A 23,896-nucleotide genomic window follows, 5' to 3' on the forward strand; every position below is an offset into this window, starting at 1 on the left:
TTCGCGCCGGACTCTCCCGCCGGGCCTTCCCGCCGGGGCTCCGGCTCACCGGTGCCAGAGGCCGCGCCGCAGGGCCGCCTCCGTGCCGTTGAGGTAGACGGCGGTGGCCAGCCACTGGGCCGCGTACCGGTCCAGGTCGTCCCCGGCCGGGCGGCCGAAGGCGTCCCGGGGACGGCGGGCGGCCACCGCGCCGAGCGCGGCGTACAGGTCCGCGCCGGTGGCGAACCCGCCGCGGCGCAGCACGGCGGCGTGGGCGCCGCGGTCGCCGTCGCGCGCGGGTTCCGCGGCGGCGCGCCGTCCGCCGGTGACCGCCAGTTCGACCAGGTCGCGCACGCGCCGGAGCGGCGAGTCGACCGGACTGGCGTCGGCAGCGGCGCGCGGGGGCGGACCGGGAGCCGCTGCCGGGAAGTGGGCGTCGCACAGCCGGTCGTAGCCGAGGTCGGCGCGGTCCCGCCACTCGTCCGGGAGGCGCAGGGTCGCCGCCCCGGCGCCGGGAACCGGACCGACGGCCAGTGGGCGCAGGGTCGTGACCCGGTCGGGGTCGACGCGTCCGAGCACCCGTACCCGCAGCCCCGGGCACGCGCCCAGGCGCCGGAGGTTCGCGGTGTGCGCGAGGGCGGGATGCCGGTGGGCCGGGGCCAGCCGGACGGCCGGCCCCGGACCGTCGCCGGTGTCGATCCGGGCCAGCACCCCTTCGCCGTCGGCGGCGACGATCTCCACGTCGCACCCGGTCAGCGGCGGGGCGTCCCCGGTCCGGTCGGCGGCGGCCGCGGGCGCGAAACCGGCCCAGGGGCGTCCGGCGGCGAACGTGGCCCGGACGCCGGACTCCGCGAGCAGGCGGCCGTCCGGGGCGACGACGGCCCCGGTGACGACCAGACCGCCGCGGGACAGCCGTTCGTGATCGCTCAGGAAGGACCGGAGGGCGACGTGGGCGGTGCCGGCGCGGCGGGCTCGCTCCGGTCCCCCCGGTGCGACGTCGCGGAGGGTGTACCAGCGGCCGGCGTCGTCGACGAGATGGGTCAGGACACCGCCCAGGGCACCGGGTCCGACGACCGGTTCCCGGCAGACGCCGTGGAGGCGCAGCGGCCCGTCGGGGCGGTGGTGGTGGTGGGCGGCGCCGATCAGGCCGGGGTCGGGGTCGGCCGCCTTCAGGCGGTGGGTGACGAGGAGGAGCTCCCGCAGGGCGGCGACCGGCCCGGCGGGCCGCTGGACCCGGTGGGCACCCTGCGGGTCGCGCGCGTCGCGCAGGTGGCGTACGACGTCGAGGGCCGCGCCCTCCGCACGGTGCAGGCCGGCCAGGCGTGCGGTGTGCGCGGCCCGGAGCAACTCGGCCCGCGCGACCGCGCCCGCCGCGGTGATCCCGGCCGCCAGGACGGCCGCGGCCGCCGTCCACAACCCCTCGGCGGCGCGGACCTGCCCGGCGGAGGGCCCTCGCGCGGGAAGGGCGACCGGTGCGGTGGGCAAAGCCGTCCCGGCCGGCGGGGCCGGGTCCGCGACCGGGGCGGCGCCCAGGGCGGCGGCGCGGTGCAGGCAGCGCGGGGACAGGAGGCAGGTGCAGCGGGCCTGGTCCGGTGAGGTGATCGTGCCGGACGGGCCGGGGGCCAGGGTGACCAGCGCGTCCTCGCCGCAGCGGATGCCGTACGTGCCGTCCTCGGCGGCGTCGGCGGAGGTGGCGGCCAGCGACTCGACGGCCGCGTCGAGTCTGCGGCGCAACCGGGTGGACAGGCCTTCGACCGCGGCGGCGAACACCTCCGGCGCGACCGGCGGGAGCGAGGGGGCGGTGCCCGGGCGGGAACGGGTCATCGGGCGGCTCCACGGACCTGCGCGCCGACCCAGCGGGCGAGCGAGAGCGGGCCGAGGGCGGCCACCGGCATTCCGGCGGCCACGAGTCGGCGGGTGACGGGCACGGAGTAGCGGGATGTTCCCCCGTGGGCCGGCGCGGCGCAGCCCAGCAGCCGGACGCCGGCGGATACCAGGGCCCCGACCTCGGCCAGCAGTCCCTCGACCGCGGCACCCTCCTCGAAGTCGCTGACGACCACCACCAGGGTCCGGTCGGGCACCGTCACCAGGGAGCGGGCGTGGGCGAGACCGGCCGCGATGTGCGTCCCGCCGCCGACCTTCACCTCGAGCAGCAGTGAGAGGGGGTCGGCGACCAGGCCGGTGAGGTCCGCGACCTGGGTGCTGAAGGTGAGGAAGTGGGTGGAGAGCGTGGGCGCTCCGCCCAGGATCGCGGCGGTGAGCGCCGACCAGACCACCGAGGTCTCCATGGAGGCGGAGACGTCGACGACCAGGATCAGCCGCCAGTCGTTCCGCCGTGCGGTCCGGGTCCTGAACACCGGCCGCTCGGGGACGACTTCGACCCGCCCGTCCTCCCGGCGGCGGATGTGCGCGAGGTTGGCCCGCAGCGTGCGGGGCAGGTCGAGGGGGCCGCCGGGGCGGCGGGTGGGGCGCGGGGTGGTCAGGCCCGTCAGGGTGGGGCGCAGGCGGGTGGCGAGTTCCTTGGTGAGTTCCTCGACCAGCCGCTTCACGAGCGGCCGCAGGCTCGCCACCCGCTGCTCGGGCATTCCCCTGGCCAGGGTCAGTACGGCGGACAGCAGTTCCACGGAGGGCCGTACGGAGGCCGGGTCGAGCAGGGCGATGACGTCCGTACGGCCGTCGGCGACGGCACGTTCGAGGACTTCCTGCCGGATCTCCGCGCCGAACAGCGTCCGGAGGTCCTCGGCCCAGTGCCGGACGCTGGGAAAGCTCCGCGCTGCGCCGCCGGTCAGGTCGTCGTCGCTGCCTTCGGAGGTCCCGCCCGCGCCGGGTTCCGGCTCGCCGCCGTCGCCGCCCTCGTTCGTCTCCCGGCTCTCCTCGTCCGCCTCCTCGCCCTCCCGGTCGAAGAGTTCGTCGAGTGCCCGGGCGTACGGCCGCAGGGCCGCGGGGAGTCCCGCGGTGTCGCGGCCGAGCAGCAGCCGCCAGCGGTCCGCGGGCCCGAGCCGCGGGGCGCCGGCTCCGTGCGGGGCCTCGGCGCCGGAGGGTTCCGTCCGCGGCGCGGGAGCCGACGTCGCCCCGGCGTCCTTCGCCGCCGGGGTACTCGTCAGGTCCGCCAGGCCCAGCTCCGCGAGCAGGGCCAAGCCCTCCCCGTCGGCGGCGGCCCACCGGCCGACCAGCTCGGCCGGCGCCGGGAGCCGCAGGTCGGGCCGGTCGCCCAGGCGGTCGGAGACGGCCGCGAGGACACGGCTCCGTCCCTGCGGGGTGAGCGCCCGGAAGCCGCCGCGCAGGGCGTACAGCCGGTCGAGGAAGCCGCGGTCGCTCATGGTCTCCACGCGCTCGAACAGCGGGCCGAGGGCGGTGGACGCGGACTCGATCAGGAATCCGGCCGCGACCAGCACCCCGGTGAGCCGGCGCTCCAGCCGTCGCCGTCCGTCGGGCCCGGTCGCCGTGTCCACCCAGCCGGCGAGCCTCGTCCCGAGCAGGTCCGAGCCGTCGAGGTCCAGCAGTACCCGGGCGGCCTGGGCGGCGCCCTGGAGGAGCGGGGAGCCACGGCGGGAGAGCGCGTACAGCTCGCCGTCCAGCCGCAGGCCGAGCCGGTCCGCGGCGCTGCGGACGGCGAGGGTGACGACCGCGACGGCGTCCCGGGTCTCGTCGCTGCCCGCGAGCCCGGGCAGGAGGCGGACGGCGGCGTCCAGCAGGAGGCCGGCGAGCCGCGCCGCCCGGATCCGGACGGTTTCGGTGGTGCCGGGCAGGTGCCGTCGGCGGACGGAATCCAACAGGTCCAGGGCAGCGAGGAGTTCGGGCAGTGCGGCGGCGCCCGGCAGGACGCGCTCGGCCTCGGTGAGGCCGTCGTGGAGCAGGTCCGTGAGGGCGCACCGGGCCGCGGCCCCCAGGAGGGCGACGACCCGGGCGGAGGTGACCCGCCCTGCCTCGGCCGCCCTGCGGTGGTTCTCCCGGAGGGTGCCGTCGGCCGCCTGGGCGGCGGTCACCCCGCGCACGCCGACGAGGTCGAGGCGGGCGGCGACCGACGGGGTCCACGCGGCCCGCCACCGGGTGGTGAGCGCGCTGCCCTCCCCGGCCCCGGTCACCTCGACGGGCTCCGCGTAGCCCACCCCGCACTCCTTCAGGCGCTGGAGCAGGATCTCGCGCCGGGCGTCGAGCGTGGAGCACAGCGGCGTGAGCCGGAGGTCCCGGCCGCCCGGGTCGGCCGGGCCGGGCAGCCGCAGCGCGGCCAGTTCGGCCTCCACCCATGGTCCGAGGCCGGAGCGGGGGGTGCCGGGCGCGAGGCGGCCGCGTTCCGTGCCTACCAGGACGGCGCCCAGCTCCCGGTCGAGGGCCTGGCCCCGGCCGAGTACGGACGTGACCGCCTCCACCAGTTCCCGGCGGCCCGGTGCGGGCAGACCGCGCAGGGTGCCGAGGTCGCCGGCCAGCCGCAGGGCCTCGACGGCCTCACCGGTGCCCGCCGTGTCGCCGGACGCGCGGATCTCCCGGCACACTTCGGTGAGGAACCGGGCGGCGGCGGCACGGACGCGTCCGGGGTCGCCGCCGGCGTCGAGCACCGCCTGCCGCCAGCGCGGGGCGCGGATGCCGGCGGGGTATCCGGAGCCGGGGTCCAGCTGGGCGAAGGCGTACGGCACGAGGGACGTGACGACCGGGGAACTCTGCCCCGCGTCCGGCGCGGTCTCCGCCACCGTCCCCGGGGCGTCCTCGTCGGACAGTCCGGGCACGTGGAAGGCGCCGATCACCGCCGCGACCCGGCGCTGCCCCCGGGCGGCGAGGATCCGGCGCATGTGTGCCTCGCGGGCGAGGTCACCGGCACCGATCCCGGCGTGGGCGGCGCTGTCGTCGCGCAGTGCCCGCCCGAAGGCGAGGGCGGCGCGGCGCACGGCCTCGGGAGCGCTGCCCGGCGCCAGTGCCTCGACGGTGCGGTCCCACAACTCGTCGGCGTCGGCCGTGATTCCGTCCGGCGGTCCGCACAACCACGCCGGGTCCGCCAGCGGCAGATCGCAGCAGACCACCTCCGCGCCCCGTTCCCGCGCCCAGCGGATCGCCGCCAGCTCCGGCGAGAAGTCGGCGAGCGGGTAGAGCCCCAGCCGGCCGTCCCCGTGGGCACCGCTCAGGGCCACCGGCGCCACGGTCCGCGGATCGGCGAGGTACGGCAGCCAGGGCTGGAAGTCGGACGGCAGTTCCACGCAGACGACCTCGGCGTCCGCGGCGTCCAGCAACCGGGGGACGGCGATCGCCAGCGCGGGGCTGTGGTGACGTATGCCGATGAGGTACGGCCGCGTGCGAGCCGTAGGCACCACCACCTCGGTGGCGGTCTCTTTGCGTGCGGTCATGGGTCCAGGTGCGTGGGTGTGCGGGGGGGCGGGAGGCGGGGGGACGGCCGCCCGACGGCCGTCCCCGCCAGTGGCGGACGTCAGCGGCGGCGCCTGCCCGGCCGCGGCACCTCCAGTTCCTCCAGGCGCGGCGCGTCCCCGTCCTGGACGCGCTGCCAGGCCTCCCGGTACACCGCCGGTACGGGCCGGGTGGGCACGACGACTCCCAGGACGGGCGCCTCCCCCTCCAGCAGGTCGTACATCGGCAGCTTCCACCGCTCCAGCGGCAGGTGCGGGTTGCCCGGCCGGGTCCAGCCGCCGGGCAGGAACAGGGACCGTCCTGCCTTGGAACGGCTGCCCTCGACCACGAGGTCGGTGGCGGCGAGTTCGGCCCGGGCGGCACGCAGCCGGGCGGTGCCGCCGCGCTGCCCGCCCCAGCCGGTCCAGCGTGCGGTGTTGCGATCGGTGGGGTCCGGCATGGCGAGCAGCATCAGGTAGAGGACGGCGGCGTCCTCGCCGATGCCGTACCGCTTGGCGGCCTCGCCGACCAGGTCGGGCACGGAGCGGGCGGGGTCCTGGGGCCACCACAGCCCGTCCGCGTCGCGCTCGCCGGCCAGGGGGTCGCCGGGGTCGGCGAGCAGTTCGGCGAACGGCCGGTCGTGGACCAGGCGCAGGGCCGTTTCCTGGGCGTTCGGCCGCTCACCGGTGTACAGCGCCGCGAGGTGGGGGTCGTGACCGGCGGCGTCCAGCAGCGCCGGCCGGATGGCGGGGAGCGGTTCCGTCCGCTCGGTGCCCAGGACGACCGCGCCGTGGCGTTCGAAGTCGTCGCCGGTCTCCGCGGGGTCCGAGGCGGCCCGCCGGAACGCCTCCCAGTCGATCCCGCGCCGGTCGAGGGCGAGCAGCAGGCCGGGGTGGGCCAGTCGCTCGCGCAGTGCGGTCAGTACGCCCGGCAGGGTGGCCCGCAGCGGGTCGCCGGACGGGAGCCGGTGTGCGAGCCACGCGGCCAGGGCCACCGACCCCTTGAGGACCGAGCTGTCGAAGCGGGGGGTCTGCTCGGCGGTCTCCAGGTAGTAGCGGCCGAAGCTCCAGGTCAGGTCCGTCGTCAGGCGGGGCTCGGTGGCCAGGTGCACGAAGCCCCGCAGGGCGTCGGCGGGTGCCCAGCCGACGGGTTCGACGGTGCGGACGGCGTCGTGCAGCACGTCTTCGGGCAGCGGGGTGCGTCTGCCCAGCCGCTCGTTCCAGACCTCGGCCGCGCGGGCGGTGTCGGGGCCGTGCGTCCAGAGCCGGGACGGTTCGGTGGGCAGCAGTGCCGCCACCACGGCCCGCAGGGCGGCGCTGTCGAGCGATCTCAGTTCGTCCTTGGACACACGGGCGTCGGCCGACTTCACCCCGATGACCTTCAGGGTCGCGGAGGGCACGTTCGCGCGCTTGTCGTCGGTCTGCGGCATGCCGGCGAGCACCAGCCGGGCCGTGGTCGGGGTGACGCCGGTGAGCCGGGCGAACTCCTCGGCGGCCTCGGGGCGCCAGGGCACCGGGCCGCGCTCGGCCAGTTCGGCACGGAAGGCGGCGACCCAGCCGGGCGCCCTGGTCGGCTCCGGGACGAACGGCTCCTCGGACACCGGCGTGTAGGGGGCCGGCGTCTCGAAGCGGCCGGACGGGTCGTGGTAGGCCGCCCCGTAGTGCTTGCCCTTGACCTCGTGGGGTCCGTACTCGCGGACGAACTGGTACCAGTCGTCGGGGAAGACGAGGAACGCGCCGCCCTCCAGGTTGAGCACCGTCCCTCTCCTGTAGCCGTGTGTGTCGCCCGGTCCGTCGAAGGTGTCGGGGTCGAAGGCCAGGTGCACCCGGCGCCAGTGGCCGGGGTCCAGTTCCGTCAGCCCGTGCGCGTCCAGTTCGCCGAGGAAGGTGTCCAGGGCCTGCCGGTGTTCCTCCTCGGTGGCTTCCGAGGCCGCCCGGAGCGCCAGTACGGCGGGCAACTCGGGCAGGGCCAGCCCGTTGAGGTGCTCCAACGGCTCCTGCTTGGCGAGCGACAGGTGAAAGATGCCCGCGGGAGCCGGTTCGGCCAGGCCCTTCATCGACCGGGCGAGGAGCTGCGGAAGCTCGAAGAGGCTGTGCTGGAAGTCGTAGTACCAGCGTGCGTCGCGTTCGGTCAGGCCGACGCCGTTCAGCGCGGAGGCGAGCAGGCGGTCGCCGAGTGCGGGCCGCGGTTCCTCCGGGACGACGCCCCGGACCGCCGAGTCCAGCCGGGCGAGCAGCCCGTCCAGGACGCGCTGCTGCTCGGCGGCGTAGCGCGCCACGCCGGTGATGCCCCGGAGCAGCGCCTCGTCGCCGACCTCCGGGAAGAGCGTGCGGACGGGGCCGAGCACCGCGTCCCGGTCCGCCGCCCCGTCTCCGGTCGTCTCGGCGACGGCCGCCGCCAGCAGCTCCGCCGCGACGTCGTCGCCGACCCGGCGGAGCGCCGCGGAGCCCTGCGGGTCGCGGGGCCGGAGCAGGTGCCAGTAGCGCAGGGGCGGCAGCAGGGGGGTGCCCGCGGAGAAGGGACCGGCTGTCTGATCACGGTTGAAGTGGGCGAGCACCGCCTGGTCGGAGTCCCGCAGTTGGAGGTCGCTCGACCATCGCATCACGGTGACGGCCCGGTCGGTGCCTGGGAAGACCAGCGCGTTCTCCGGGCTCCCGCCCACGCGCCGCGGTACGACGACCGAGTGGCCGGCCAGGTCCTGTCCGTGCCGCGAGCCGTCGGGCCCGATGATCACCCGCCAGCCGAGCAGCCCGTCCACCGGGGCGCACACCGGGCCCGGTTCGGCGGACGGGGCGGGCAGCAGCCAGCAGGCGCCGAGAGTGCTGCCCTCCGGTGCGGCGCGCAGCCCTTCGGCGAACCAGTCCGGGCCGTCGCGCTCCCCCGCCGTGTCGTCGGCCGGCTCGTAGGCGTGCCAGGTGCTGTTCTTCTCGCGGGACCAGTCGTCGATCCAGACCCAGTGCGAGGTGCCGTCGCCGATCACCCGGCGCCGCCACGGAACGTGGGTGTCCCCGGGTCGCAGCACGCCGTGGCCGGTGGTCCTGCCGCCCCCGGGGAGCGGGAGTGAGGCGGGCGGCATGCCGTTCGTCCCGCCGCTGCCGTCCGCGTGGCAGGCGTAGCAGGAACGGACGTCGCCGGTGAGTTCCGTGGTCGGCGAGACGCCCGTGTCGGGGTGGTACCAGTAGCCGTACGAGGTGGATGTGGCGGACACGTACCAGGAGACGAGCAGTGCGCCGTCCACGTACCGGACGTCGGGGCTGCCCGGGCCCCGCTCGTCCGGGAGGCGGAGCTGGTGGCTGAGGACCGTGCCCTGCGCGCCGAGCACCCGCGCGTGCGTGCCCTGAAGGACGACGAGGTGCGGCCAGGCCTCCGCCACCTGTGTCGCCCGGGCCTGCTCCGGGGACGCGGACGAGCCGATCGCCTCGTCCCAGGCGGGCCAGCCCAGTTCGTCGAGCAGGCCGTTCCGCAGGGCGCGGCCCAGCACGGGCGCCATGCCGGTGCCCAGCGCGTCCCGCACCTCCTGCTCGGCGGTCGCCAGGATCTCGCCCGGCAGCCAGTTCAGCGTCTGGAACGGGCCGCTGTTGAGGGTGAAGTCGCCCAGTCCGCAGATGAGGTAGCCGCGGCTGACCCCGGCCACCCACTCGGCGAGCATCGGGCGGCCGCCCGGCGACTCGGCCAGCCGGGCCACGGTGCGCTTGTCGATGCCCTCGCGCTCGTAGGTGGGGCAGCCGCTCCGGAAGACTTCTCGGAAGCGGGTGTCGGCCGCCAGGGCGAGGAGGTCGCGCCGTCCGTCGCGGGCCGCCCAGTCCTGGAGGTTGAGCCACGGGCGGGCCTCGGGGTCGCCGACCGGGACGTCCAGGGCGAGGAGCTGGTCGAGAAGGTCGACGTCGCCGACCGGGGGCCGCAACGTAGCGTTCTCGTCGTTCAGTTCGGCGCGCAGGGCACCGGCCATGCGGTCCACGAGGGGGTACAGCTCGGACGGCGCGAGGTACCGCTCGTGGGTGCGGCACAGGGCGAGGAACCTGCGGGTCCAGCCGGCGGTGCCGTCGGGTGACCGGGCCTCGGCGGGCAGCGTGGCGTCGCACAGTCCCTCGGTGGCGCCGGTCTTGTCCAGCAGGTCGAGCCACTGCCCCAGCTCCTCGTGCTCCCACTCCGAGGGGAGCAGTCCGAGCAGGGTGCCGCGGGCGGCGGGTTCGCGCCGGCTCAGTTCCAGCAGGGCGGCCCGGTGGGCCTTCCACCAGCCGGGTGGTGCCTTGCGGGTGCCGGGCAGCGGCAGCACCTCGCGCAGGTACGCCATCTCCTCGGCGAGAGCGTTCCTGCCCGCGACGGCCTTCGCCAGCTTTCGCAGGTCACCCGCGCCGGGGCTCGACGGGGCCACACCGTGCGCGGCGAGCCGGACGAAGAGCCCGCGCAGGTGCCGGTAGGCGGTGGCGGCCGGCACCCGGGACGAGAGTCCCTTGGCGTAACTGGAGAGCACCTTGGTCGGCATGGCGTCGGCGAGGGCGAACTCCAGGAACACCGCGTCCATGCGGGCCTCGTCGAACGGCAGGGCGTGGGCCGTCTCGGCCTTGCGCGCGTTGACGAACATCTGCGAGGCGTAGGCCTTCTCGCCGGCGGCCAGGAACACCCGGCCGGCCTCCTCGTAGAAGGTGGGCAGGAAGTGCGGCACGGAACCCGCGAGGCGGGCGCCGATCGACTCGTAGGTGGCGCGGGCCCTCTTCGCCCGGGAGCGCACCGTCCTGGCGACCTTGTTCATCTCCTCGACCAGGGACATCGCGAGGTGGCCGTCGGTGGGGTGGCGGACCAGCACCCACTCGGGGAAGCCCATGGCCCGGTGCTGTCCGACGCCGACCTCGACCGGCTCGCCCACGGGCAGCAGCCCGAGGAATCCGCCACCGTCCCCGCCCGCCGGGTCTCCCGCGGCGGGTTCCGTGCCGGACGGGTCGGCGGGCGTCAGACGTACGACGATCCGGTCGTCCAGCCCCGGATGCCGGTAGGCCCGGGTGAACACGGGCACGGCGCGGTCGCCTCCCCCGGTGGTGCCGGGCGGCAACACGGCTCCGGAGCGCAGCAGCTCCGCCACCTCTTCCGCCGCCCCGTGCCGTGTCGTGCCGTCGCTCATGATCGCGTGCCTTTCGTGGGTGTGCGTATCGCGGTGGCGTTCACTCGGCGCCGTCCGTGGGCACGGTGCGGCCGGCGTGCAGGGCCGCCGCCATGCGCATGCCCTCGGAATAGGCGACGGGGCCGACCTCGTGCAGCGGAAGACTCCGGTACCCGTCCCCGTGGCTCCAGCTCAGGCCGCCGGTCCAGGCCTTCTCCTCCGTATAGGGGTCGCTCATGCCGACGGAGGCGGTGAAGACGCGACCGGCGTCCCGGATGCGGTCGACGACGCGGCTCCCGGAGATCCGGTAACCGAGGGACGTGGCGCGGGCGGACAGGTGGAACCACGAGCGGTACTCGGCACCCGCGAACTCGGTGACCACGTCGGTGTCGCCGCCGTCGGAGTCCCCGGGCGCCGGCCAGGTGGCCCGGTGGATCTGCTCCACGCCCTGCACCACGCCCGACTCGGCGGCGAAGGTACGCAGTTCCTCCAGGTCGGGGAGGAGGACCGGGTGCGGCATGGTCACCGTGCGGGAGGTCAGGCGGACGGTCTCCCCGTCCAGGTTCACCACCCGCAGTCCCTGCGACTCGTCCGCGTCGCGCAGGAAGCCGACCTCGTCGGGGCCCTCGCCGACCACGACGATGTCCCGCAGGGCCGTCTGCCACGCCTCGTCGGGCCAGACCTGCGCGAGCAGCGCGGTGGGCACCGGGAGCGAGGACACCATCCAGTTGTCGACCTGCGCCACGCATTCGGCGGCGTGCCGGTCCAGCCACTCGGCGAAGCGCTGGAGTTCGACCACCTCGGGGCGCTCCCGTATCTCCGCGGGCAGCGTTCGTTCCCGCCTGCCCTCCGCCGGGGACTTCGCGGACGCGGACCGCGCCACCACCCGGCCCTCCACCAGGGCGACTTCGTAGGTGTCGCCCGCTGCCAGCCAACCCATCAGCTCTTCGCCTCTCCCACTACTAGGAACACACGGCACAGCACACGGGGCCCCTGAATCGGCACGCTCCGCTGTGGCGTTGGCCAAAGACTAGGGGCACCCACCGACAGCCACGGGAGCCGATCGCGCGGTGCCTTTCGCGCCACATTGGACAGCGGCGCTTTTCGGCCGGGCCCGGTGTCGCCCGGACCGTCGGCCGGTCGGGCCCGGGCGGCGGGCGCGGCCGGCCCCGGGCAGCGGAACCCGCCCTGGCCAGGACGCCAGGGGCCGCGACGCGAAGACGGCGGACTCCCGTCGGTTCACGCACGGGCCGAAGCCGTCCGCGGATTGGTGTGTTATTCGCCCTTCTTCGCTGCCGCACCCGTCTCGGCCGTCCCCCGACAAGGCCCTGACGACGGCGAATTGCCTCCGATGCGGTTCGCACGTGCGTACGTGTCGTGTTCCGCCGTCCCGGATGGGGGCACATGGCCCGAGGGCGCGGGGGCGCGCGGAGCCCGGTGGCCCGAACGGGGCCGCCGCTGACAAGGGGTGGGGGAGATGGTTCGTATTGCCGTGGTGCACGACGAGAAGCTGCTGCGGTCGGCACTGGTGCAACTGCTCAGATCCGACGACACGCTGGACGTGTCCTCGCACTGCCTCGACGCCGACGGTCCGGAGCTGAGTGCGGCATTGCCCGCCGACGTCTGTGTCGTGGACGGAGAGTGCCTGACGGGGCCGGAAGACGCGGGAGCCGGACGCCTGCGGGCCCGGTACGGGGACCGGCTCGTGGTCCTGGCGACCGCCAAGCGGCCGGGAGTGCTGCGCCGGGCGTTCGACGGGGGCGCCCTCGGGCTGGTCGACAAGAACGCCCCGGCCCACCGGCTGATCACCGCCGTGCACACGGTCGCCCGGGGCGAACGCTTCCTGGACGAGACGCTCACCGTGGCCCTGCTGAAGGGTGCGGAGATGCCGCTGACCACGAGGGAACTGGGCGTGCTGACCCTGGCTTCCCAGGGGGCGCCGATCGCCGAGATCGCGGCGCGCCTGCACCTGTCCCGGGGGACGGTCCGCAACTACATGGCCACGGCGGTCCGGAAGGTGGGTGCCCGCAACCGCGTCGACGCGATCCGCATCGTGCAGAGCGCCGGCTGGACCTGACCCGTCACGAGTTCCAGTGTCCCGTCAGGTCCCGGTAGAGAGGCGAACGGCCCAGCAGTTCGGCGTGCGTTCCGCTCTGCGCCCGTATGCCGTCCAGCACCAGGGTCCGGTCCGCACGGACGGCCGAGGACAGCCGGTGCGCCACCACGACCAGGGTCCCGGACCGCCCGGCGAGGGCCTTCTCCGCGCGGGCCTCGGAGGCCGGATCGAGATGGCAGGTGGCCTCGTCGAGCAGCAGCAGGGGGGCGGGCGACAGGTACGCGCGGACCAGCGCGACCAGTTGCCGCTCCCCCGGCGAGAGCTCGGCGGGGCGCACCGTGGCGTCCAGCCCGCCCAGCCGCTCGACCAGAGGTGCGAGACCGAATGCCTCGACCGCGGCGTCGAGTTCGGCCGGGCTCGGGTCCGTCCGCAGGTAGGCGAGGTTGTCGCCGACGGTGCCGGAGAACACGTAGGCGTCCTGCGGGACCAGCACCCGGAGTGCGGCGAGCTCGGCGGCGGGGCGCCCCGTCACCACGCGGCCGGCCACGCGTACCTCGCCACGGCTCGGCGCGAGCGTTCCCGCGACGAGGCGGGTGAGGGTGGACTTCCCGATGCCGCTCGGTCCCACGACGGCGAGGTGTTCACCCGGCGCGACGCGCAGGTCGAGCGCGTCGAGTACGGGCTCGGCCCGGACGCCGTAGGACAGGGTGACGGACCGCAGCTCCACCGCCGGGGCCGCGGCGGTGTGCACCGCGAATGCCGCCGCCGGTGCGCTCGCGGTGCTCGGCCCCGACTCTGGCTCTGGCTCTGACTCTGGCTCCAGCCCCGACCCCAACTCCGGCTCCGGCTCCGGCTCCGGCTCCGGCTCCGGGCCGAGGATCCGGTCGAGGACGACCAGCAGCCGGGACCCGGCCGCGCCCAGTGCGGTCATCAGGGTGTGCAGGGCGGGCAGCAGGGACTGGACGAGGTAGGTGAACGCGCCCAGCAGCGCCCCCACGCTCACCCCGCGCCCGCGCAGCCACTCCACCGCCACCAGCAGCGCGAGCACGGGCAGGTGGCCCGCGACGCCGAGCGCCGCCGTGCGCACCGCCGCCCATCCGGCCAGCGTCCGGGCCGCCGCGGCGGCGTCGGCGACCAGGTCCGCGCCGTGCCGCTCCGCCCCGGGCCCGGTCCCGCAGGCGGCGAGGTCCCGCAACGCCGCACGCGCGCTCGCCGCGTGCTCGCCCAACGCCTCGTCGGCCGCCAGGGCCCGGCGCTGGGCGGCCGCCATGGGCCGCAGCGTGACCAGGAACAGCGCGAGCCCGGCCGCCAGCGGGGGCAGCACCACCACGAGCAGGGCCGGGTGCAGGGACAGCAGGCCGAGCAGTGCGCCGGCGGCGGTGAAGACGAAGGACCGCAGGGTGAGGACGAGACCGGCGAAGCTGTCCCGGGCGATCTCCACCTGGTTCGTCAGCCGCGAGACGGCCGCGCGGTCCGTCCCGCCGGGGCCGCCCGGTGCCGCCCGGGCCATGGACCGGTCGACCGCATGCCGCACCAGGCCGTCGCGCAGCGGCTCCGTCACCCCGGCGAGCTGCGCGAACACGCCCCGGACGACCCGGGCGCCGGACAGTACGGCGACCAGCGCGACCCCGAGCCACAGCAGTCCCCGGCGCGGATCACCGGCGAGGAACCCCTCGTCGACGGAGCGCGCGACCGCGTGGCCGACCAGGAAGGCCTGCCCCGACTCGGCCAGCGACCAGAGCGCGAGCCGTATCAGCACCCCCTTGCGGTGGGCGAGGAAGCGGCGGGCCGGCGGTGCGAGGCGGCGCAGCGCCCCGGCCTCCGTGGACGTCACGGGCGCGCCTCTTCGGGCTCCGGACGGCGTACGGGCCCCGGGCCACTGCCGCCGACGGCGGTGGCGGCACCGGAACCGGGACCGGGAGCGGAACCGGGACCGGGACCGGGACCGGCATCAGCACCGGCACCGGCATCCGCTCCGGCTCCTGCTCCCGCTCCTGCGCCTGCGCCTGCGCCTGCGCCGAAGACCTCCCGGTACCCCGCCGTGTGCCACAGCTCGCGATGGGTTCCGACGGCGCGCACCTGCCCGTCCTCCAGCCAGAGCACCAGGTCGGCCCGGTCCGCGACCGACGGGCGGTGCGCCACCACGAGCCTGGTCCCCGGCCGCACCGAGCGACGCAGCGCCAGGTCCACCTCGTGCTCCGTGGCGGTGTCCAGACTGGACGTGGCGTCGTCCAGCACCAGCAGCCGCCCGGCGTGCGCGAAGGCCCGCGCCAGTCCGAGCCGCTGGTGCTCCCCGCCCGAGAGTGGTGCCCGCGGCAGCGGGGTGTCGTAGCCGTGCGGCAACCGGCGTACGAAGCCGTCGGCGCCCGCCGCCCGGGCGGCTTGGCGTACCCGCTCACGCGACGACCGCCGTGCCCCGTCGGCGACCGCCTCCGCGATCGTGCCCTCCCCCAGTACGGGCCGTTCGAAGGCGTATGCCACCTCGGTGCGCAGCGCCTCGTGCGTCAAGCGGTCGAGCCGGACGCCGTCCAGCAGGACGTGCCCCTCGTCGGGGTCGATCAGCCGTCCCGCGACGGCCGCCAGGACGGACTTGCCCGCCCCACTGCGGCCGACCACCGCGACCGTGCTGCCGCCCGGTACCCGCACGCCGTCGGCGCGCAGCACCTCCCTGCCGCCGCGCAGCACGCGCACCCCGCACAGTCGCAGCTCTCCCGGACCGTTTGGAGGCAGCCGCCGCGTGCCGTACGCCGTCGCGGGCATCCGTTCCAGCTCCCGGGTCCGGCGCCGTGCCTCGCGGGCCCGGACGATCGCCCCGAGGAGGGACGCCGCCGCGCCGACGCCGGCCGTGAGCTGCGCGTACCGGCCGACGGCGAGCAGGTCCCCCACGCTCAGTTCGCCGGCCGCCAGCCGCAGCCCGCCGACGGCGGTGGCGGCCAGCGTCAGCAGCGGGACCAGGACACCGCTCCGGCCGAGCGCCCGTCCGTGCAGCGCCCACATGTGCCGGCCCTGGGCGGCCAGTTCCGCCAGCGGTGCCAGGACACGGGCCCGCTCCCGTTCGCCGGTTCCCGCGGCACCGATCGTGTCCGCGCCCTCCAGGGCTTCCAGCAGCCGGGAGGCGATCAGGGACTGGGTGCGCTGGTAGGCGGCGACCGTGGCGCCGGTGTCGCGGGCGAAGGAGCGCAGCAGCAGCGCCAGGGCGGGCAGACCGGTCAGCACGCAGAGCGCCACCCACACGTCGACGAGCGCCAGCGCCACCAGGGCGCCCAGCGGGGTGATCAGTGAGGCGGCCAGCGCCGCGCGGGCCGCCGGAGCGCCGCCCGCGTCGGCGGCGTTGAGGGTCAGGCGGGTCCCGATGTCGCCCGGCGGGTACGGCCGCGCGTGCTCGGGGGCGGTGCGCAGCAGTCCACGCAGGGCGCGGGTGCGGACGGACGCCGTCCAGGTGGCGTTGCAGCGGCCGGTGAACAGCGAGGTCGCGCTGTCCAGCAGCAGTTCACCCAGGAGCAGTGCGGCGCTCAGCGGGAGCCACCATCCGGCGTCGCCGTCGCGCAGGAGCAGATCCAGGGTGCGGCCGAGGGCCAGGGGCTGGGCCACCGCCGCCACGGCCGCCGCGACCGAGCACAGCAGGACCAGGACTTCCAGGGCGCGCCCCGGCGCCCGCGGCGGCACGGGCCTGCTCTTTCGCACCGGCGAGAACCTCCGTACGTCGAGCGCCGGCAGGCGTCGGCGCCCCGGGCCGGAACCCGGGGCGCCCGCGGCCGGCGACATGACTCACCACGTCGCCGTGGCCGTCAACCCCTGTGTCAGTTACAGGTGGTGATGCTCAGGCTGCTGTCGCCGCAGAGCAGGAGGCTCGCGCGGCTGCCGGTCTCGACGTCCCCCATGGCCTCTTCCTTGGGGGTCTCCATCGACTGCAGGTCGAACAGGTTCATGACGCATTCCTTTCGTTCGGCAAGGGGTGTGCTTTTCTCACGGCTCCTGGTGGGGCCGAGTCAGGGGGCCGCCGCTTCGGCGCGGCGGCGGCAGGAACGGCAGTCCGGCGGGCGCGTCGCCGAGGACGGAGGCGACGGCGAGCAGGCATCCGGCCGTTCCGGTGGAGAGGTCCATGGACAGGCGCATCATCTGCTCGCCGGGGAAGGCGAGCCGGTCGCGGTAGGACATGGCGTGCCAGGACAGGGCGTCCAGTTGGCGCCGTACGGCCCGCGGTCCCGTACCGGGCGCCGTGGCCGTGGTGCGGCCCAGGTGCAGGACCATTCCGGCCACGCCCCGGTAGAGCCCGGGCTGGGCGTAGAACATCGCCTGGGCCGCGGCCACGATCTCGTTCGCGGCCCGTGCGAACTCCTCGTCCGCCCGGTGCGCCAGGTAGTCGTCCAGCACCATGCCGATGCCCACACTGCCGGCACCCAGGTAGGGCATGGTGCGCCAGCCCTCGTCGACCTGCAGCGCGCCGCCCGCGCCGCGGACGCAGCGGGCGAGGTCCTGGCGCAGCGCGTCGCGGGCGAGGTCGAGGAGGGCGGAGTCCCGGGTGCGTTCGAAGAGCCGGAGGAAGAGCAGGGCCCGCCCCGCGCCGCCGTACAGCAGCCCGGCTCGGGCGCGGCCGCGGCTGACGCGGTCGGCCGGCACGCTCCCGCCCGGCAACCCGTCGGCGGCCAGTTCGGCGCAGTGCAGCGCCGCCGAGTGGAGCGCGGCCTGACCGGTGGTGGCGGCCAGCGACTCCAGGGCCAGGCCGAGACCGGCGGTGCCGCCGTGCAGGTCCGGGCCCAGGTGGTCGAGCGGCTGGTCGAGGAGGAGTTCGGCGAGGTCGAGGGCGCGGTCGCGGTGGCCGAGGCGCTCCAGGGTCCAGGCGAGTCCGGCGAGCCCGTCGTGGAAACCGAGCGGCATGCCCGACGGCGGTCGCTTGGTCCGCTCCAGCAGCCACTGCTCGCCGTCCTCGTCCCGTCCGGCCCCGCTCTCGGCCAGGGCGTACAGCACCCCCGCCGCACCGTGGGCGAAGGCCAGCCCGCCGCCCGCCGTGGCGAACTGCGCGATGTCACCGGGGAAGAGGCGGTCCGTGCGGGAGGGCGTCGCGGAGGCGCGGATCGCCGCCGCCATGGAGTCCCGGCTGCGCGGCCAGTCGTCCGGCCGGACGGGCGCCACCGGACCGGCGGGCCGCCGCGCCGCGTCCGGGGCCCCATGGACGCGCGTGGTCACGTCGAGGCGCGTGGTCTCGTCGGCGCGCGTGGTCTCGTCGGCGCGCGTGCTCCCGTCGACGCGGGTGCTCCCGTCGACGCGCGTGATCTCGTCGACCGCCGCGTCCAGGAACGCCCGGTCCACCGGGAACTGCTCCGCCACCACCTCCGCGAGGTGTGCCGCCTTGTGCCGGTCGACGGCCAGCAGACTGGTGAGCGGGAGGAACAGCGCGATCCGCAGACACGCCAGCGCGTACCGGTCCACGGCCACCCCGCGCCGGTCGGGAGGCGCCACGAACCCCGGGTTCGCCACGATCTGCCGTCCCGCCTCGTCGACGTGGTGGGCGGCCTCGAAGTCCAGCAGGGCGACGCTGTCGTCGTCCCGGACCATGATGTTGAACAGGTGCAGGTCGTTGAAGACCACACCCCGGGCGTGGACCTCCGCGACGGCGCGTTCCACCCGCGCGTGGACGTCGAGGGCCCAGTCGGTGTACTCGGCCAGTCTCCGCTCGCCCGGGTCGGCCTCGATGAGCGGGTGCCGGCGGGCGAAGAACGTGTTGAGCGGCTTGCCGTCGATGTGCTCCAGGACGAGGAAGTGGTGCTCCCCGACCGTGCGGTGGTCGAGCACCTCCGGCGTGCAGGCGAGCCCCGACAGCCGCTCCAGCGCCCGGCGTTCACGGTGCAGCCGGGTCACGGCGTCGGCGCCGTCGGCCGCCAGTCCGGCGTGCGGACGGGCCTCCTTGAGGACGACCCGCGCACCGGTGCGGGTGTCGCGGGCGAGGTAGACGCCGCCGCCGTTGGAGAAGTGCAGCGCCGACTCGACGGTGTACGGCATGCCGGTCACGGTCACCGCGGAGCGGGCGTCGAGGTGCGGGCGCAGGAAGGCGGGCGGGTCGACCCACTCCGGGATGCGGAAGACCGGACCGCGCAGGTCGGGCACCAGCACACCGTCGGGTCCTGACACGGCCGGCCGCAGTTCCCCGTCCGCGTCGTAGCAGTCGCGCCGGGTGAAGCCGCCGTAGCGGACGTGCACGGGCCCGTCGCCGATCCGCAGGTCGCTCAGGATGTGCGGTCCGGGCTCGCCGGCCAGCAGTTCGGACAGCTCTCCCACGAGCCGTTCGAACTCCGCCTCGTCCGCCGGGTACACGGTGACGAACTTGCCGCTGCCGGCCCGGTCCGCGTACTTGGCGTTGCGCTGGTGCAGCAGATAGCGGCTGGGCACGAACTTGAAGGCCGTACCGCCGTCGACGCAGTGCCGCCACACCCGGTCGAGCACGGACTCCGCGTTGTCGAGGCAGGCGGAGACATGGATCTTCCACCCCTGGGCGGGCAGGTCGGCGTCGGCCGGACGCAGCGCGAGCCAGTCCCCGCTCTCGTGGCGCTGCCACCCCTCCGGTACCGGCGCGGAGGCGGCGGCGTACCGGGAACGCGCGGCCCCGGTACGGTCGGCGGTGCGGTGCGGGGCATCGTAGAAGTACGGGTCCGCGTCGCAGTACACGGCGTAGCCCTTGTTCACGCCTGCTCCCTCCCACCGGTGGCTGACGGAGACGACGCTGTCACGCGGCGTACCGCCTCGGACAGTTGCGGCTGTCACCACTCCGAGGTGCGGAACGCACAAGTAACTTCGCGGCGGCGGGACTCCCGGAGCGGGAGAATTCCGCGTGGCGGAAGGGCTGTTGCCGGGGCGGGACGGCGTGGCGATGGTGTGACCACACGACGTCGAGGACGACGGGAGCCGCGCATGCCGCACATGACCGCCTTCGCCAGGAACCAGTGGTACGTCGCCGCCTACAGTCACGAGGTGGGGCGCGAGTTGCTGGGGCGCACGGTCCTCGGCGAACCGCTCGTGCTCTACCGCGCCGAGGAGGACGGCGGCCCGGTGGTCCTGCACGACCGCTGTGTGCACCGCCGCTATCCGCTCTCGGAGGCGCCCACCCGGCTGGACGGGGACCGGATCGTGTGCGGGTACCACGGGTTCACCTACGACACGACCGGCACCTGCGTGTACGTGCCGGGCCAGAAGCGCGTCCCGCGCACCGCCCGCGTCGCCTCCTACCCGGTGGCCGAGCGGGACTCCCTGGTGTGGGTGTGGATCGGCGACCCGGCGCTGGCCGACCCCGAGGCGGTGCCGCGGGCCCGGCACCTGGACGCGCCGGGCTGGGTCACGGTCCGGGGCATGGAGCCGATCGACGCGGACTACGGGCTGCTGGTCGACAACCTGCTCGACCTCTCCCACGAGACCTATCTGCACGGCGGTCACATCGGCACGCCCGAGGTCGCCGAGACGCCGATCACCACCGAGGTCGACGAGGGCGCGGGCATCGTCCGGGTGAGCCGGCACATGGACGACGCCGAATGCCCGCCGTTCTACGCCAGGTCGACGGGCATCGTCGGGCGCATCGACCGCTGGCAGGACATCGAGTACCACGCGCCCTGCCTGTACGTGCTGCACAGCAGGGTCGCGCCGACCGGGACCCTGCCCGCGCCCGACGGCGGTGATCCGGAGGGCTTCCACACCGAGATCACCTACGCCATCACGCCGTCCGGCGACGGGAAGGTGTACGACTTCTGGGCGGTCTCCCGGGACTGGGCGACGGACGACGCCGAGGTCACCGAGTTCCTGTACAAGAGCAACCGCACGGTCGTCATGCAGGACGTCGACGCGCTCAACCTGCTCCAGCGCACGCTCGGCGGCGAGCGCGCCGGCTACCAGGAGCTGAGCATCAACATCGACACCGGGGGCCTGGCCGCCCGCCGCATCCTGGCCCGCCTGGTCGAGGAGGGCGAGGGCGCCGGGACCGGGCCGCGGGTGGCCCGGTGAGCGGGCGTACCGGCGAGATCTACCGCATCGCCTGGTTCCCCGGCACCGACGTGCTGCACGGCACCTGCCACTGCGGCGCCGAGCACACCGCCGAGGACCCGGTCGCGATGTGGGACTGGATGCTCGCGCACCCGCGAGGACACGACCTGCCCGGGGACGGTTCATGACCCGCTACGAAGCCGAACTCGTCGTCGGCCGCCGGGAGACCGCGGCCGACGGCGTGCTGGTGCTCACCCTGCGCCATCCGTGGGACGAACCGCTCCCGGTCTGGGAGCCCGGCGCCCACGTCGACGTCGTCCTCGGCCCCGGTCTGGAGCGTCAGTACTCGCTGTGCGGCGACCCGGGCGACCGGGCGGTGTGGCGGGTCGCGGTACTGCGCGAGAAGGCCGGGCGGGGCGGCTCGGCCTACGTCCACGAAGAGTTGCGGGCCGGGGACAAGGTCCGGGTGCGCGGCCCGCGCAACAACTTCCGGCTGGAGCGGGCACCCCGCTACCGCTTCGTCGCCGGCGGTATCGGCATCACCCCGGTCCTGCCGATGCTGGCCGCCGCCGAGGAGGCGGGCGCCGAGTGGAGCCTGCTGTACGGCGGGCGGACCCGGGCCGGGATGGCGTTCACGAAGGAGCTGGAGCGGTACGGCGACCGGGTGAGGATCGTCCCGGAGGACGAGTCGGGGCTGCTCGACCTCGCGTCCGTGCTGGACGACGTGGCCCCGGGCACCCTTGTCTACTGCTGCGGGCCCGGCGGGCTGCTGGACGCGGTCGAGGCGCGCTGCCCGGCCGGGAGCCTGCGTGTGGAGCGGTTCCGCCCGAAGGAGGCTGCCGTGCAGGCCCCGGCGGGGCCGGAGTTCGAGGTCGTCCTCGCGCGCAGTGGCCGTACGGTCGCCGTCCCGCCCGGCACATCGGTCCTGGACGCGGTCCGCGAGACGGGCGTCGAGGTGCTCTACTCCTGCACGGAGGGGACCTGCGGGACCTGTGAGACGGAGGTCGTCGAGGGCGAGCCGGACCACCGGGACTCGGTGCTCACCGAGGAGGAGCGGGCCGCCGGGGAGACCATGCTCATCTGCGTGTCACGGTGCCGGGGCCGACGGCTCGTGCTGGACCTGTGACTCGACGGCGGCACCTGCTCGGTTGAAACCTCAACGGCCCATCTCGGCACGGGCGTGGACCAGGGCCGCGCCCCGGACCTGCCGGCACGTCGAACTTCTGCTGAAGCACGCGGCGTTGAGCAGGGAGCGGTGCGGGGAGCTGGTCGCGGAGGCGCTCGCGCCGGTCGGGCTCGCGGACGCCGCCGGGGCCCACCCGTGGCAGTTGTCCGGGGGCATGCAGCAGCGGGTGGCCATCGCGCGGGCGCGGGCGTACGAACCCGAGGTGCTGCTGATGGCCGAACCCTTCACGGCGGTCGACGCGCAGACCCGCGCCGGCCTCGGGGACCTGGTCCGGGTGCTGTGGCGGGAGCGGGGCATCACGGTCCTGTTCGTCACCCATGACATCGACGAGGCCGTCCACCTGGGCGAACGGGTGATCGTACTGTCCGCCGCCCCACCCCCCGCACTGACCACCCGTCACTCGGCGGCGGGGACGACTCTCAGGTGGGCGGGTGTGTGGCGGGCACGTGGCGCCCGGTGGGCGGCGCGGCGCGGCTCCCTGAGGACCAGCGTCAACCGCGTGTAGCCCAGCTCCTGGAGCGACGCGGGCGTTTCGACCACGACCCGGCACTCGGTGGTGCCGCGGCGCGGGTCCGGGTGGTGCAGCGGCCGCACGGCACCGTCGTGTTCGACGGCCCGCGCTCCGACGGCGCGGATCCAGTGCGGCAGGCCCTGGCGGTAGGCAGCCTCCATGATCGGGTCCTGGGCGATGTCCCGGCGGACGGCCTGGAGTCCGGGGTCGTGGCCGTACCGCTCCAGGGTGGCGGCGAAGTGCGCCAGCATGGGCAGGCACCAGCTCGACTCGTGCTCGCCGAGGACCGTGGCGGCGTCCGGGTGGAAGAGGACGAACCGGAGGAAGTTGTCGTCCGGCATGGCCGTCGGGTGCGGTCCGGCGCCCTGGAAGAGTGTCCGGAAGGCGCCGTTGGCCAGCACCACGTCCCAGCGGTGGTCGACGACGAGAGAGGGGAAGGGGACGGCCTCCAGGAGGGCGGTGTAGTCCTGGAGATAGGCCTGGGCCTCGGGGGTCGCGGGGGCGGGCCGCGGCGCCGGCCGCTGCCCACCTGCCTGAAATGCCATCGGGAGGTCACCCCTCTTGCCTATGCGGCCTTCTCGCGGCGTCCGCATCCTGTCGCCCCGACGCGAGGCGTGTCAACTATCGTGGCATTTCGTGCCTGTTGACGGCTGAAATAGGCCACAGTTGTGGCGATGCCTGGATGTGAGTTCGAGCGGCAGGCTACTCTCCGGGAAGTTCACGGCAACCGCTTGTGAGAAGCCTGTGAGGCCTGTGAGAGACGTAGGAGAGCTGTCGGTGACGGGTGGCTTCGAAGGTCCGGGCGCCAAGCCGACCACCACGCTGGCCGCCGTCGTCGCCCGGGTCGGCGCCCTCGCGGACCGGCTCGACGTACCGCACGCCGAGGTCTTCGACGTGGGCCGGCTGTCCGCCGCCTCCGGCGTCCCCGAGTCCGTCGTCGGGGCCCTGCTCGGGGGCCGGCCGACGGGCGGGGCCGACGTGCAGACCAGGTTCGTGCAGCGCCTGGACCTGCTGCGCCGCACCCGGCTGAAGCCGAACGGCCGCAAGTACACCCAGCAGGAGATAGCCGACGGCGCCGGGATGTCGCGGCAGCAGGCCGGTGCGCTCATCAACGGCGACCGGCGCCCCACCATGGAGCACTGCGACGCCATCCAGCGCTTCTTCCGGGTGCACGCCGGCTTCCTCACCGCCGAGGACCCCGAGGCGCTCGCGGGCGCCCTCCAGCGCACCGAGCAGGAGCTGCTCCAGCAGCTCGCCGACCGGGAGCGGCAGGCGGCGGCCCCCGCCGACGACCCGTTGGAGCGGCTGCTCCAGGACCACGGCGTGCGCGGCATCGCCTGGCGGGCCGCGCAACTGCCCACCGACCAGCACCGCGACAAGGTCGCCGAGTGGCTGGACATGCTCCTGGAAAGCGTCAAGCGGCCCGAGTCGTGAGGCCGGGATTGTCAGTGGTGGACGGCAAGCTGGGAGGGTGCCGCCGCCGTGCGGGGGCGCGTGACCGCTGACGTCGTTGTGGGGAGAGCCGACCGATGACCACCGCCGTACTGACCGACCGCGAACGCACCGCCGTCCAGGCCTATCTGCGGCTCCTGCACACCGTGCGGGCGGGTTTCGACACCGGGACGGGCCCGGGCGACTCTCCCCGCCCGCCCGTCGTCCCGCCCTCCGTGCTGGCCGAGGCGGAGCAGGCGCTGCGGGCCGCGGGACTGACGGGGAACGAGGAGGCGTTCTTCCGGCTGCTGCGGGACTGGTGCCCGCCCACCTGAC

The 23,896-nt window shown here is 75.3% G+C and carries 15 protein-coding genes and 1 pseudogene; 7 read left to right on the top strand and 9 right to left on the bottom strand.

The annotated features are described in order from the left end of the window. Positions 1-45: 45 nt before the first annotated feature. From R2E43_RS04995 to R2E43_RS05010, 4 genes are all read right to left on the bottom strand, one after another. On the bottom strand, positions 46-1,803 hold the full coding sequence (locus R2E43_RS04995; RefSeq protein WP_332055945.1) for an SWIM zinc finger family protein: 1,758 nt from the start codon (positions 1,801-1,803) through the stop codon (positions 46-48). Then, positions 1,800-5,315 carry a DUF5682 family protein gene (locus R2E43_RS05000; protein WP_332055946.1) on the bottom strand — a complete coding sequence of 1,172 codons (3,516 nt, stop codon included), beginning with the start codon at positions 5,313-5,315 and terminating at the stop codon, positions 1,800-1,802. The genes R2E43_RS04995 and R2E43_RS05000 overlap by 4 nt, the downstream gene beginning before the upstream one ends. Positions 5,316-5,395: 80 nt before the next feature. Continuing rightward, positions 5,396-10,432: a DNA-binding protein gene (locus tag R2E43_RS05005; RefSeq protein WP_332055947.1), complete on the bottom strand. Its 5,037-nt coding sequence runs from the start codon at positions 10,430-10,432 to the stop codon at positions 5,396-5,398. A gap of 40 nt (positions 10,433-10,472) precedes the next feature. Next, positions 10,473-11,351 carry a DUF4132 domain-containing protein gene (locus R2E43_RS05010; protein WP_011031104.1) on the bottom strand — a complete coding sequence of 293 codons (879 nt, stop codon included), beginning with the start codon at positions 11,349-11,351 and terminating at the stop codon, positions 10,473-10,475. A 528-nt stretch (positions 11,352-11,879) separates the two neighbouring features. On the opposite strand from R2E43_RS05010, the gene ramR reads away from it, so the two are divergent. Next, entirely contained in the window at positions 11,880-12,488 is a 609-nt protein-coding gene (gene ramR, locus R2E43_RS05015; protein ID WP_011031103.1) for a two-component system response regulator RamR, read from the top strand. Positions 12,489-12,492: 4 nt separating this feature from the next. On the opposite strand, the gene R2E43_RS05020 is transcribed toward ramR, so the two are convergent. The 4 genes from R2E43_RS05020 to lanKC are packed head-to-tail and all read right to left on the bottom strand — an operon-like array spanning position 12,493 to position 19,148. Next, complete coding sequence (locus R2E43_RS05020) at positions 12,493-14,301, bottom strand: ATP-binding cassette domain-containing protein (protein ID WP_332055948.1); 1,809 nt, start codon at positions 14,299-14,301, stop codon at positions 12,493-12,495. Then, positions 14,298-16,232, bottom strand: a complete 1,935-nt coding sequence (locus R2E43_RS05025) for an ABC transporter ATP-binding protein (protein WP_332055949.1) — start codon at positions 16,230-16,232, stop codon at positions 14,298-14,300. Before R2E43_RS05025 ends, R2E43_RS05020 begins: the two co-directional genes overlap by 4 nt. Before the next feature lie 35 nt (positions 16,233-16,267). Then, positions 16,268-16,396, bottom strand: a complete 129-nt coding sequence (ramS, locus tag R2E43_RS05030) for a mycelium formation morphogenetic lantipeptide SapB (protein WP_003972313.1) — start codon at positions 16,394-16,396, stop codon at positions 16,268-16,270. A gap of 37 nt (positions 16,397-16,433) precedes the next feature. Then, positions 16,434-19,148: a class III lanthionine synthetase LanKC gene (lanKC, locus tag R2E43_RS05035; protein WP_003972314.1), complete on the bottom strand. Its 2,715-nt coding sequence runs from the start codon at positions 19,146-19,148 to the stop codon at positions 16,434-16,436. 225 nt (positions 19,149-19,373) lie between these two features. Here lanKC and R2E43_RS05040 point away from each other — a divergent pair, with 225 nt between their 5' ends. From R2E43_RS05040 to R2E43_RS05055, 4 genes and pseudogenes are all read left to right on the top strand, one after another. After that, positions 19,374-20,453 (top strand): aromatic ring-hydroxylating dioxygenase subunit alpha, encoded by a 1,080-nt coding sequence (locus tag R2E43_RS05040; RefSeq protein ID WP_030869613.1) that lies wholly within the window; start codon positions 19,374-19,376, stop codon positions 20,451-20,453. Beyond that, the gene (locus R2E43_RS05045) at positions 20,450-20,620 is read left to right on the top strand and encodes a hypothetical protein (protein ID WP_003972316.1); all 171 of its coding nucleotides are present in this window, start codon (positions 20,450-20,452) and stop codon (positions 20,618-20,620) included. Before R2E43_RS05040 ends, R2E43_RS05045 begins: the two co-directional genes overlap by 4 nt. Then, positions 20,617-21,558, top strand: coding sequence for a PDR/VanB family oxidoreductase (locus R2E43_RS05050; protein ID WP_332055950.1), 942 nt, complete (start codon positions 20,617-20,619; stop codon positions 21,556-21,558). The genes R2E43_RS05045 and R2E43_RS05050 overlap by 4 nt, the downstream gene beginning before the upstream one ends. Before the next feature lie 73 nt (positions 21,559-21,631). Then, a pseudogene (locus tag R2E43_RS05055) lies at positions 21,632-21,994 on the top strand (ATP-binding cassette domain-containing protein); the annotation flags it as partial. Between the two features lie 20 nt (positions 21,995-22,014). Here R2E43_RS05055 and R2E43_RS05060 read toward each other — a convergent pair. Continuing rightward, complete coding sequence (locus R2E43_RS05060; RefSeq protein WP_016327825.1) at positions 22,015-22,674, bottom strand: MmyB family transcriptional regulator; 660 nt, start codon at positions 22,672-22,674, stop codon at positions 22,015-22,017. A gap of 232 nt (positions 22,675-22,906) precedes the next feature. Here R2E43_RS05060 and R2E43_RS05065 point away from each other — a divergent pair, with 232 nt between their 5' ends. Beyond that, a complete protein-coding gene (locus R2E43_RS05065) occupies positions 22,907-23,563 on the top strand; it encodes a helix-turn-helix domain-containing protein (RefSeq protein ID WP_003972320.1) in 657 nt (218 codons plus the stop codon). A 95-nt stretch (positions 23,564-23,658) separates the two neighbouring features. After that, entirely contained in the window at positions 23,659-23,895 is a 237-nt protein-coding gene (locus R2E43_RS05070; protein WP_003972321.1) for a hypothetical protein, read from the top strand. Position 23,896: the final 1 nt, after the last annotated feature.

Source organism: Streptomyces violaceoruber, assembly GCF_033406955.1.
Taxonomy (GTDB): domain Bacteria; phylum Actinomycetota; class Actinomycetes; order Streptomycetales; family Streptomycetaceae; genus Streptomyces; species Streptomyces violaceoruber.